We start from the raw sequence: 12,986 nt of genomic DNA on the forward strand, positions 1-12,986 counted from the left end.
AACAGGATTACTGTTCCGCAGCAATGTTCTGAGAAGCGTGTTGCTGTGAAGTTTGTGGACAGTAACAAGAACACGAAAGACGTAAGGTGAATGATTTTGAAAAAAAAGATCGAACAGCTTTTAAACGGAAAGTTTGAATATGAACAGCCCCAGCTCCTTTTTTCCAAGGAGAAGATTTCCCTGACCATGAAAGCAGGGGAGACGAAGAGAGGGGAAGTGTACGTTGGAACAGAGGATAATCAGAAGATCCGCGGTTATGTTACTTCTTCCAGCCGCCGGGTGGTACCGGGAATGGACCATATTTCAGGAACTACTGTGCGTCTCCCGCTTGGAATTGATACGGTAGGACTTGCTCCCGGAGAAAACCTGAAGGGATGGCTGTGTTTTACTACAAATATTGGAGAGGCCCGTCTTCCTTTTGAAATTGAGATCGAGAAAGAGGAAATACGCAGTTTTTCAGGTGTGGTAGAGAATCTGGACGAATTTGTAAAAGTTGCCCGGGATGATTTTAAAGAGGCATTCCGTATTTTTAAAGATGCCAGCTTCACCAGAATTCTGGAAAATGAGGATCAAAAGATCCAGACACTTTATTATGGTCTGTCCAGACAGCCGGTGACATATCAGCATCTGGAAGAATTTCTCATTGCCGCAGGCAAGAAGGAAAAAGTAACCATAAGTGCCAGAGAGGTGGGCAAAGAATACTATGAGTTGAAAGACTCTTTGAAAGAATCTTTTTATATTCAGAGAAGCGGATGGGGGCATCTGCGCCTTGATGTGGAAGCTGTTGGAGAGTTTCTGGAAGTTCCCCGCAAGGTGGTAACAGACGAAGATTTTATTGGCAGCCATTATGAAGTGGAATATCTGGTACACAAGGAGAAATTAAGACAAGGCAATCAGTTTGGCAAAATTATAGTAAAAAGCCCTTATCAGGAGATTACTTATACCGTTGTTGCATCCACAAGTGGTAAACTGGATGTAGATATCCGTCTGACTCAGGAGAAGAGTAAACTGGATCTTCAAAAAGACTGTCTGGCCTACTTGTGCTATGAGACTGCTGTGGCAAGCTGTCTTGCGGGAAAGGAGAATCCAGGGGTCAACAGCTGGATGGATTTTTCCACCTGGAGTGCAAGCAGCCACTATATTCTGAACCAGCTTCACCAGTCCGGATGTGATTATCCGGAATACCAGATGTATGAGGCCTTTCTTCTTTACATGGAGAACCATCATGAGGAAGCAAGAGTTCTTCTGGAAAGCTATCAGGATAAATCCTATACAAGAGATGATCTGGAGTTTGCTGGAATTTATCTGTATCTGTGCACGCTTACCGGTTTATATAAGGACAAGGTTCACGCCCTGTCCAGAATCCGCAATTTTTACATGCAAAAAAGTGACAGTTTTCCGCTTTTATGGATCCTGCTGAAGCTGGATCCTGCATACAAGGAGACTCCGTCCAAGGCATTATTTGTGCTGGAAGAGCAGTTTGGCAAGGGCTGCAGGAGTCCGTTCCTCTATCTGGAAGCATGGAAGATCATCTGCAAGGACATGACTCTTCTTCACAGGCTGAACAGCTTCTGGGGACAGGTATTCCGCTTCGCGGCAAGAAGAAACCTTCTTACAGAGGAGCTGGTAATGCGTCTTGCATATCTTTCCGGATATGAGAAAGATTATAACGAAAGTATTTATCAGGCATTGGCAAAGGGCTATGAACAGTATTCTTCAGAGGATACCCTGGAAGCCATCTGCAAATATGTGATGAAGGGAAACCCAAGAAAGACCGAATATTTCCGCTGGTTTTCCCTGGCAGTGGAGCATGGGCTGCGTCTTACAAGACTTTATGAGTATTATGTGGAGACTATGGACACTTCCAGACGGATTGAGCTTCCAAAGGCTCTTCTCATGTATTTTACTTACAACAGCGATTCCCTTGGAGATTCCAAGCGGGCATTTATTTATTCCTGCATTATTGCAAATAAGGAAAAAGAGCCGGCAGCATACCAGCGCTATATGTCAGGTATGCGGGATTTCGCCAGAAAAAAACTGGCTGAGGGCAAAATGAATGAGAGCTATGCTGTCTTATATCAGGAGTTTCTGATGGAGCCTCGCACAAAAGAGGCGGCAGATTCCATTGCGCAGAAAATGTTTACCCACCGCCTTTATTTTGATGATAAAAAAGTCCGCTATGTGATCGTTCGTCACAGTCAGATGGAATCAGAGGAGACTTATACCTGTGTTCAGGGCGTAGCTTATCCAAGAATTTATACAGAAGATGCTGCTATCCTTTTTCAGGATGACAAGCAGCGCAGATACAGTGCTACTGTAGATTACAGCTTGAAGAAGACCATGGATGAGGATGGGGCAGTGAGAAAAGTTCTTGCCCTTGGCGTGGACGAGCCAGGTGTGCTTCTTCATTATTGCGAAAGCCATGAACTGGACAAAGATAATCTGGATATTTTTCAAAGACTGGTCAAATCCGATGCTTTTTGCATGGAGTATAAGCAGAAGGTACGTCGCAGGATTCTGGATTATTATGCAGAGCATGTATTTGGCGAAGATCTGGATCAATATTTAAAGCAGATGGATTACCAGGAATACGCCCGTGTGGACAGGCAGAAGCTTCTGGTGGTTCTTATAAGCCGCGGTCTTTTTTCCCAGGCACAGGCCATTGTGGAGGAATTCGGCTATGAGGGCGTGGACATGCGAAGCCTTTTGAAACTGGTAAGCCGCATGATCGTGCGCTGCGACATGCTGGAAGACGAGGAACTTCTGGCTTTGGCATCTGATGTTTACAGAAATGGATTTTATGATGAGGTGATCCTCACATATCTTATGAAATATCGTTTTGGACCTGTGGATGAAATGTTTTCCATCTGGAAAAGTGCTGTGGGATTTGAAATGGATACCTATGATCTGGAGGAAAAAATCCTTCAGCTTCTTATGTTTACCACGGATTACCGCAAGGAGGGAGAGCATGTTCTGGAATCCTACATTCGCCATTCCGGAAGGGAGTGGATCGTAAGCGGATATCTGACCCATGTTTCCTATGGCATTTTTGTAAAAGAATACACCATGAGTCCTTTTGTGAAAAACTGTCTGTTGAATGCATATATGCAGAAATGGATGGTAAATGAAGTCTGCTATCTGGCTTTGTTTAAAGAGCTTTCCAGGGAAAAGAGCAGAAAAGAGGCTCTTCTTTCCATAGAAAAAGAGCTTCTGAAAATGTGCATGGACAAAGAAATGGTATTTTCTTTCTTCCACAGACTTCCACCGGAAATTCTGAGCCTGTATCAGATGGATGACAAAACATGTGTGGAATATCACACCAGCCCGGAGGCGAAGGTAACCCTTGTATATGCTTTGGATACCGGACTTGGACGTGCGCTGGAATATAAGACAGAGCCTCTTAAGAATGTATATGAGGGTATTTTTACCAAGCCGTTTACCATGTTTTACGGGGAAACTTTGCATTATTATTTTTCAGAGGAATGTAATGGACAGACCAAAAGAACGCCAGAGCGGGTACTTGGAATGAGTAAGGTGGAAGGTACACCATTCAGCAAGTACCAGATGATTAATCAGATTTTGTCTGCGCGGAAACTGGACAAGCATCATGAGGTGAAACAGGGACTGAAGCAGTATTTCCGCCAGGAACAGTATGTAAAAGAAATGTTTGTCATTACAGAAGAGGACTGAATATATGAATGAAATTCGTGATTTGATCATAGGAATTGATTTTGGAAAAGATTATTCCCAGATCTGCTATTATGACCGGAAAGGGGAGGAGCCCTGCTCTGTGTCCATGAAAGTTGGTGCCCAGGAGTTTGAAGCACCTACCTGTATTTGCAGGCGCGGAGAGCATAAAGAGTACACCATTGGTCTTGAGGCAGTTTATTTTGCCCGGGAAAAAGGGGGACAGATGGTAGATGACCTGTATGGAATCTGTAAGAAAGAAGACAGTGTGCAGATTCTGGGAGAACAGGTGGAGCCATGGGAGCTGCTTCAGGTTTTCCTGGAGGGGATACTGAAATTTCTGGGAGTTGCAGATCTTGTAAAAAATACAAAATGTCTGGTGATCACAAGTCCTGAGCTTGAGGACCCCCAGGTGAAAAATATGGAAAAAGCCTGCCAGGCCATTGGTTTTTCGAAGAATCAGTACATGCTGATAGACCATGGAGAGAGCTTTTATTATTATTCCCTTACCCAGAAAAGAGAGACCTGGAACCGGAGTATCGGCTGGTATTCTTTTCACCAGGATGAAGTGAAGTTTCAGCAGCTGACTATGGACAGCAGCACAAGGCCGGTGCTGGTACGCCTTGAGGAGCCGAAGAAGACGGTCCTCCCATCTCTTACAGCCCCTGAGGAAGAGGGAGAGAAGGCCGTGGAAGCCAGAGATGAGGCTTTCCGTGATTTTATTAAGGAGACTCTTGGAACCGGTCTTTTTTCCAGCATTCAGATCACAGGATATGGATTCAGCCCGGATTGGGCGAAAATATCCATTGGAAGCCTTTGCATGCAGCGAAGAAAGGTTTATTATGGAAATAACCTTTTTGCAAAAGGTGCATGTGCAGCTGGAAAGGAGCGCCTTGAGGATAAGATCCTGAAGGGGTACCGTTATATGAGTCCTGCTCTTGTGCTGAAAGATGTGGGAATGGAAATGCGGGTGATGGGTGCACCGGCATATTACCCGCTTATTGAGGCTGGTAAGAACTGGTATGAGTGTAAAGCTGGCTGTGAGCTGATCCTGGATGATATAACAGAGCTCGTTTTTGTTGTTGGAACCTTCGGCGAGAAGCACAAGAAGAAAGTAATTATGGGACTGCCCGGACTTCCTGAGCGTCCCAATAAGACTACAAGACTGTCTCTGGCCCTTGCATATGTGTCACAGAAGAAATGCCGCGTTGTTGTAAAAGATCTTGGATTTGGAGAAATGTTCCCTTCCAGCGGCAAGGTCTGGGACGAACTGGTAGAGTGGTAAAGGAGGCTGGAAATGAGCGGTTATATTTTATGTCAGACAAAAAAGGCGGACAAGCCGTTTTTTGTGGAGAGTATCAATACCAATATTTACTCACTGGAGGAGCTTTGCTACTTTCTGTACCACAATCTTTATCTGGTGGATTCTTCTGTTATAAATGAAAATCTCTGTACCTGGATCAGCGAGGAACTGGATCTGCCAAGGCTGGCAGCCAAGCTACGTCCTCATCTTGGTAAATTTGCCAGTGCGGAGGATGTGCTTTATCCGGTATTTAAGGAGATCAATTATCTTACTTACGATGAGCTGAAGGCATTGAATGTAAAGCTTGCCAAGCTGGATCAGGAGGCACCTCTTCTTCGAAAAAAGAGAAAAGGGGATGCCCTGGTAGCGAATAAGATGTATGTAAGTGCCATCAAGGTGTATCAGCAGCTTCTGAAAAAAGAAGGGCTGGAGCAGATAAGACCGGGACTGACCATGAGTGTGTGGCATAACCTTGGATGTGCGTACAGCTATCTTTTTCAGATGGAGAAAGCAATGGAGTGTTTCTGGGAGGCGTTTCTTACCCAGAGCGATCCTAAGGAGCTGGTTTGCTATCTGCTTGCTTATCGCAGCGTGAAGAAGCCGCAGGAGTATGAGAACAGGCTGAAGGAGCTGAATGTATCGGAGGAAGTGAAGGATACTTTAAAAAAGGCACTGGATGAGTTTGCGCAGAAAAAGGAGGTCAGCATAAGACCAGGGAAGGCGGATGAAATGCTGGAGAAGCTGACAGGAGAGTATCATAGGAGCACAGGTTCGTGATGAACCTGTGCTTTGTTGGTTGGTGAGTGAAAAGTTATTTAAGGCGGACGCATTCGGACAATGGTTATTACTCACTCGCCGGCGCAACGCTACGATGAACTAATCGCTAACTGCGACTAATGCGTTCGGGAGAGCCCTCACGCATAAGTCTTCGTAAGCGCTGGATTTCATCTACGCTAAGAACGCGCCTGAAATGGCTCGCTAGAGCAATAACCATTGTCCAAATGCTGTGTATTGGCTATTACTGTTCACTGGTAACGTTCCGCGAGGTGTTTTTGTGAACAAAGTTCACAGAAAACCCGAGAATTGCGGCGCGAAATCATGCTTTGCATGATTTCTGTGCATCGCGAAGCGCGTTACTGTGAACGGAGTGAACAGTAACTATTGGCTGGAACTTGCTCGTCAAATTGCAAAAACTATATTGACAGAATTACTTTCGTATGCTACCATACAACCATGCTTTAACATGGTAGAGTGAAAACGCACTAAAATAATGAGAATTAGATTTCAGGAGGATAGATATTATGAAAAAAAGAATGCTGGCGATTATGATGAGTGCCTTAATGGCAGCAGGTATCTGCTCTGGTGTGACTGTTTATGCAGATGCCGACAGTAAGACCCTGACTGTTGGATTTGATGCAGAGTACCCGCCTTTTGGTTATATGGATGAAAGTGGCGAATATGTTGGTTTTGACCTGGATGTGGCGCAGAAGGTATGTGATAATCTTGGATGGGAGCTTGTAAAGAAGCCGATTAACTGGGATTCCAAGGATATGGAGCTGAATTCCGGAAATATTGACTGTATCTGGAATGGCTTTACCATCAATGGACGTGAGGATGATTATACATGGTCTGATCCATATCTGAATAACGAGCAGGTTATGGTAGTCACTTCCGATTCCGGAATTGAGACACTGGCAGATCTGGCAGGGAAGAATGTTGTAGTACAGGCTGCATCTGCAGCACTTGATGCTTTGAACAGCGAGGATAACAAAGAACTGACAGACAGCTTTGCATCCCTTACAGAGAATCCGGATTACAATACCGCATTTATGAACATTGATTCTGGCGCAGCTGATGCTGTTGCTGTTGATATCGGAGTTGCCAAATATCAGCTGGCTCAGAGAGAAGAGGGTAAATATAAGATCCTTGACGAGCCGATTCAGAGCGAACAGTACGGTATTGGATTTGCCAAAGGAAACGAGGAGCTTCGTGATACCGTATGGACCGAGGTTATGAAGCTGTATGATGAGGGCGAGATTGATAAACTGGCTGAGCAGTATGGTGTAGCTGACATGCTTTGCCTGGGAGATGAGAAAGCAGCGGATAAGACAGAAGAGAGCACAGATGCGGCAGAAGAAAATGCAGATTCTGATGAGGCAGCTGACGCAGATACTGCTGAGGATGAGGCTGAATAATTCACATAGACTATAAACACGAATATACGCAAAAAAGAGGGTACCTGGCGCACCCTCTTTTCTTAGCGAGAAGGGGTCTGCTCCAAAAGAAGGAGCTTGATTCGCAGAATGTGAATTATAGAATGAAATGAAACGTGAAATGCGATCCCTTAGAACACAAGTATCAACAGGAGGAACACAGTAACTATGAGTTTTAGTGTAATGTTAAGCCAGCTTGCAAAGGGAATGACCGTAACTACGGAAATTTTCTTTGTAACCCTTATATTTTCCCTGCCACTTGGCCTTCTGGTCTGTTGGGGTAAAATGTCCAAAATAAAGATAATCAGATGGATCGTTTCTGCTTATATCTCCATTATGCGCGGAACACCTCTTATGCTGCAGCTGATGGTAGTATATTTCGGACCATATTTTATTTTTGGAATCCGAATTTCCATGGGTTACAGCCTGATCGCTGTATTTATTGCTTTTGCAATTAATTATGCCGCTTATTTTGCAGAAATCTACCGTGGTGGAATTGAATCCATGCCAGTAGGTCAGTATGAAGCAGCCAGAATCCTTGGCTACTCAAAAGCACAGACCTTCTTCCGCATCATTCTTCCCCAGGTATTTAAACGGATTTTGCCATCTATTACCAACGAAGTAATCACTCTGGTAAAGGATACTTCATTGGCGTTTGTTGTAGCGGTAGCTGAAATGTTCACTTTGGCGAAACAGATTGCCAGCTCTCAGACCACGATGGTGCCGTTTGTGGTAGCGGCTGTATTTTATTATGTATTTAACCTGCTGGTAGCAGTGATTATGGATAAAGTAGAGAAAAAACTGAACTATTACCGCTAATAATTTATCATCAACCTGCAGTGAATATACATTGTAAAACTGTGTGCGGGTAACCAGAAGGAGTCACTATATGAAATTATTTGAAATGAAACACATAAAGAAAAGTTTCGGAGCCCTGGACGTTCTCCGTGACATTTCCCTGGAAGTAGACAAGGGCGAGGTTCTTAGTATTATCGGTCCCTCCGGCTCTGGTAAGTCTACATTGCTTCGCTGTGCCACTGGTCTGGAGACACCAGACGGCGGCGAAATCATCAAAAACGGAAAAATCGGATTGGTTTTTCAGAATTTTAACCTTTTTCCCCATTTTTCCGTGATTAAAAATATTACAGACGCTCCTATCAAAGTCCAGAAACGAGACAAAAAAGAAGTCTACGCTCAGGCCAGAGAACTGCTGAAGAAAATGGGACTCTCAGATAAAGAAAACTATTATCCATACCAGCTTTCAGGTGGACAGCAGCAGCGAGTTTCCATCGCCAGAGCCCTTTGCATGAACCCGGATATTCTTTTCTTCGATGAGCCCACATCTGCTTTGGATCCGGAGCTCACTGGCGAAATCTTGAAAGTAATCAAAGACCTGGCAGCCGAGCATATCACCATGGTGATTGTTACCCACGAGATGAGCTTTGCCCGTGACATCTCCGACCGGATTATCTTTATGGATGACGGTCTGATCGCAGTGGAAGGCACCCCGGAAGAGGTATTTTCATCAGAACATGTAAGAATGAAGGAATTCCTTGGGAAATTCCATCAGGGGCTTGCTTAAAATCTTTGGATGTTATATAATCCCCTTGTATGTGGAAAAAAACAGTTGATCCGCAAAGTAAATGATAAAAACTTACTTAGAAACAGGAGAGAAAGAATGAGTACAGACAGATATACAAGCCCTTTGTCTGAGCGTTATGCCAGCAAGGAAATGCAGTACATTTTTTCACAGGATATGAAATTCCGCACCTGGAGAAGACTCTGGATCGCTCTGGCAGAGACTGAGAAGGAGCTTGGACTGAACATCACCCAGGAACAGATTGATGAACTGAAAGCTCATGCAGACGATATCAACTATGATGTTGCCAAGGCCCGTGAGAAAGAAGTGCGTCACGATGTTATGTCCCATGTATATGCTTACGGTGTGCAGTGCCCGAAAGCAAAGGGAATCATCCACCTGGGAGCAACATCCTGTTATGTAGGAGATAATACAGACATTATTGTTATGACAGAAGCTCTGAAACTGGTTCAGAAGAAACTGGTAAACGTAATTGCAGAGCTTTCCAAGTTCGCTGACAAATATAAAGATCAGCCTACACTTGCATTTACCCATTTCCAGCCTGCACAGCCAACTACCGTTGGAAAGCGTGCCACACTGTGGACACAGGAATTCATGATGGATCTTGAAGATCTGGAATATGTTCTTGGCACCATTAAGCTTCTTGGTTCTAAAGGTACTACAGGTACACAGGCAAGCTTTCTGGAACTGTTTGAAGGAGACCAGGAGACCATCGACAAGATCGATCCGATGATCGCTGCCAAGATGGGATTCAAGGAATGCTATCCGGTATCCGGACAGACCTATTCCCGTAAAGTTGATACCCGTGTTGTCAATGTTCTGGCAGGAATTGCAGCAAGTGCACACAAGATGTCAAACGATATCCGTCTTCTTCAGCATCTGAAAGAAGTAGAGGAGCCATTTGAGAAATCCCAGATCGGATCTTCCGCTATGGCTTATAAGAGAAACCCGATGAGAAGTGAGCGTATTGCTTCCCTTTCCAGATATGTGATGGTAGATGCCCTGAATCCAGCCATCACCTCTGCTACCCAGTGGTTTGAGAGAACCCTGGATGACTCCGCCAACAAGCGTCTTTCCGTACCGGAAGGCTTCCTTGCAATTGACGGAATCCTGGATCTGTGCCTGAATGTTGTAGATGGTCTTGTGGTTTATCCGAAGGTTATCGAGAAACACATGATGGCTGAGCTGCCATTTATGGCAACTGAGAACATTATGATGGACGCAGTAAAAGCAGGTGGAGACCGTCAGGAGCTTCATGAGCGCATCCGTGAGCTTTCCATGGAAGCAGGCAGGAATGTTAAGGTAGAAGGTAAGGACAACAACCTTCTTGAGCTGATCGCAGCAGATCCGGCATTTAACCTGACCCTGGAAGAGCTTCAGAAGACCATGGATCCGAAGAAATATGTGGGACGTGCCAAAGAGCAGACCGAAAGCTTTATTGCAAAAGTTGTAAATCCGGTTCTGGATTCCCACAAGGAAATGCTTGGAATGACAGCTGAGATTAATGTATGATAAAAGGTTGTTAATTTCTTTTTTTATGAAATTCAGATCAGACACAGGAGGAATTTGAGTTATGATCAAAGCAGTAGTTGGAGCAAACTGGGGAGATGAAGGTAAGGGGAAAATTACCGACATGCTCGCTGAGAAAGCTGATATTATCGTTAGATTCCAGGGTGGTGCAAATGCAGGACATACCATTGTAAACGACTATGGTAAATTCGCACTTCACACTCTGCCGTCAGGTGTATTTTATGGACACACCACAAGTGTGATCGGCAACGGTGTTGCACTGAATATCCCTGTATTTTTCAAAGAATACAATGAGGTTGTAAGCAAAGGTGTTCCGGCACCGAAGATTCTGATCTCTGACAGAGCACAGATGGTTATGCCGTACCACATTCTGTTTGACCAGTATGAGGAAGAGCGTCTGGGAGGCAAATCTTTCGGTTCTACTAAATCCGGTATCGCACCTTTCTATTCTGACAAATATGCAAAAATCGGTTTTCAGGTAAATGAGCTTTTTGACGAGGATCGCCTGAAGGAGAAACTGGCAAGCGTTTGTGAAACTAAGAACGTTCTTCTTGAGCACTTATACCACAAACCGCTTCTGAACGTTGATGAGCTTTTTGCAGAGCTGATGGAATACAAGAAGATGGTTGCACCATATGTATGCGACGTTTCCTTGTATCTGAATAATGCACTGAAAGAGGGCAAGGAGATCCTTCTTGAGGGACAGCTTGGAACTTTGAAAGACCCTGACCATGGTATTTACCCAATGGTTACCTCTTCTTCCACACTGGCAGCATATGGTGCAATCGGAGCAGGTGTGCCTCCATATGAGATCCAGAAGATTGTTGTTGTAAGCAAGGCTTATTCCAGCGCAGTAGGTGCCGGTGCATTTGTTTCCGAGATTTTCGGAGAAGAGGCTGACGAGCTTAGAAGACGCGGTGGTGATGGCGGAGAATACGGCGCTACCACTGGACGTCCGAGACGTATGGGATGGTATGACTGTGTTGCATCTAAATACGGCTGCCGTCTTCAGGGTGCTACAGATGTGGCATTTACAGTACTTGACGTACTTGGCTATCTGGATGAGATCCCGGTTTGTGTTGCTTACGATATCGACGGAGAGATTACCACAGACTTCCCGACCACAGCCAGACTTGAGAAAGCAAAACCGGTGATCGAGAAGCTTCCAGGATGGAAATGCGATATCCGTGGAATAAAGAACTATGAGGATCTTCCGGAGAATTGCAGAAAATACATCGAATTCATCGAGGAGAAGATCGGATACCCGATCACCATGGTTTCCAACGGACCAGGAAGAAACGATATTATTTACAGAAATAAATAATTGGGAAAAAAGCGGCTGCGTATCAGACGCTTGTGAGTAAGAATACATTACTGGTTACAGAGTGATCGGTAATTGAAATGTGACTGCGCCGGAGGTTCTCTCCGGCGTATCTTGTATCTAGTACATCGAATATTAAGTAACTGCCATATTGACTTGTCTGATTTTTATTTGCTGCGCCAATATAGCAGAAACTTAATTTTCGATGCTCTAGATGACAAAAAAGAAAACGGATTTTATAAAGGAATAAAGAATGAAAAATTTTAAACGTGCAGCTGCCATTCTGGGAGTGGTAGTCTTACTGGCAGTTTGCTGTCTGCCTATGATCTTTGCTTTTGGCAGCGGCGACAACGCACAGGGGAATTTTAAGGCAGCAGTAGGTACTGTAATTCTGGTGCCAGTGCTGGCTTATGTATTTCTTATGGTTTATAAACTTTTGAAGAAAGAGGAAAAGGAGGTCGCAGGCGAAGTGAAAAACATAATTTTTGATGTGGGACAGGTATTGGTTTCCTATGATTGGGAAAGCTATCTGAAAGCGTTCCACTTTTCGGCAGAAGAAGAGAAGCTGATTGCTGAGAAGGTTTTTAAGAGCCAGATCTGGAATGAGCGTGACCGTGGCCTGTTTCCTGAAGAAGAATACCGGAAACAGTTTATCGCAGAACTTCCGGCCGAGTACGAAGCGGATGTAAAGCGTGTGATCGAAGAATCAGGAAAAACAATTGGAATTAAGGATTACGCCGAAACCTGGACCAGCTATCTGAAAAGCCAGGGCTATCATCTGTACATTCTGTCAAACTACAGCCAATTCATGCTGGATCAGACAAGACCAGGTAAAATGCCTTTTCTGAAAAATATGGATGGTGTGATTTTCTCCTGTGAGGTTCAGCAGATCAAACCGGAGGCTGATATTTATGAGACACTTCTTTCCAGATTCGGTTTAAAACCGGAGGAGAGCGTTTTCCTGGATGACCGCCCGGAGAACTGCGAGGCTGCAAGAAAGCTTGGTATTCATGCCATTGAATTCCATGATCTGAAGCAGGCTGCAAAGGAACTGGAGAAGCTTGGAGTAAAATAGAAAAAAACAGCAAAACAGGAAAGTTAACGCCCCGGCTTCAGCTAGTACTTCAGAAGCCGGGGCGTTTCGGGGAGGATATAAGTTAATCTCGCTTATCTTTTGTATTGCATCATCATTGAAGGGGGTTCAATGAATTTGTTGGTTCATTTTACTGAACACTCATAGTATGAACCTGTTGCAGTCTTTTTATACATATGTTACAGAAAAATAGTATGAATTTTATGAAAAATCTGCAAGAAAATTTTGGAGAAAAAATA

9 protein-coding genes are annotated in these 12,986 nt (G+C 44.3%); all 9 read left to right on the forward strand.

The window, feature by feature from the left end:
- Positions 1-96: 96 nt before the first annotated feature.
- The 9 genes from PGQ38_RS07220 to PGQ38_RS07260 all read left to right on the forward strand — a co-directional run bounded on the left by PGQ38_RS07220 (position 97) and on the right by PGQ38_RS07260 (position 12,729).
- Positions 97-3,690, forward strand: a complete 3,594-nt coding sequence (locus tag PGQ38_RS07220) for a DUF5717 family protein (protein ID WP_270431136.1) — start codon at positions 97-99, stop codon at positions 3,688-3,690.
- Positions 3,691-3,694: 4 nt separating this feature from the next.
- Positions 3,695-4,972, forward strand: coding sequence for a DUF5716 family protein (locus PGQ38_RS07225; protein ID WP_204453786.1), 1,278 nt, complete (start codon positions 3,695-3,697; stop codon positions 4,970-4,972).
- A gap of 12 nt (positions 4,973-4,984) precedes the next feature.
- A complete protein-coding gene (locus PGQ38_RS07230) occupies positions 4,985-5,767 on the forward strand; it encodes a hypothetical protein (RefSeq protein ID WP_118578530.1) in 783 nt (260 codons plus the stop codon).
- Between the two features lie 524 nt (positions 5,768-6,291).
- A complete protein-coding gene (locus tag PGQ38_RS07235) occupies positions 6,292-7,185 on the forward strand; it encodes an amino acid ABC transporter substrate-binding protein (protein WP_204453788.1) in 894 nt (297 codons plus the stop codon).
- Positions 7,186-7,371: 186 nt separating this feature from the next.
- The gene (locus tag PGQ38_RS07240; protein WP_173716412.1) at positions 7,372-8,022 is read left to right on the forward strand and encodes an amino acid ABC transporter permease; all 651 of its coding nucleotides are present in this window, start codon (positions 7,372-7,374) and stop codon (positions 8,020-8,022) included.
- A gap of 70 nt (positions 8,023-8,092) precedes the next feature.
- Complete coding sequence (locus tag PGQ38_RS07245) at positions 8,093-8,785, forward strand: amino acid ABC transporter ATP-binding protein (RefSeq protein ID WP_118578519.1); 693 nt, start codon at positions 8,093-8,095, stop codon at positions 8,783-8,785.
- 96 nt (positions 8,786-8,881) lie between these two features.
- Positions 8,882-10,315 (forward strand): adenylosuccinate lyase, encoded by a 1,434-nt coding sequence (gene purB / locus PGQ38_RS07250; RefSeq protein ID WP_118578518.1) that lies wholly within the window; start codon positions 8,882-8,884, stop codon positions 10,313-10,315.
- Between the two features lie 61 nt (positions 10,316-10,376).
- A complete protein-coding gene (locus PGQ38_RS07255; protein ID WP_118578517.1) occupies positions 10,377-11,657 on the forward strand; it encodes an adenylosuccinate synthase in 1,281 nt (426 codons plus the stop codon).
- Between the two features lie 250 nt (positions 11,658-11,907).
- Complete coding sequence (locus tag PGQ38_RS07260) at positions 11,908-12,729, forward strand: HAD family hydrolase (RefSeq protein ID WP_118578516.1); 822 nt, start codon at positions 11,908-11,910, stop codon at positions 12,727-12,729.
- Positions 12,730-12,986 lie beyond the last annotated feature (257 nt).

The organism is Blautia faecis, from assembly GCF_027662325.1.
GTDB classification, from domain to species: domain Bacteria; phylum Bacillota; class Clostridia; order Lachnospirales; family Lachnospiraceae; genus Blautia_A; species Blautia_A faecis.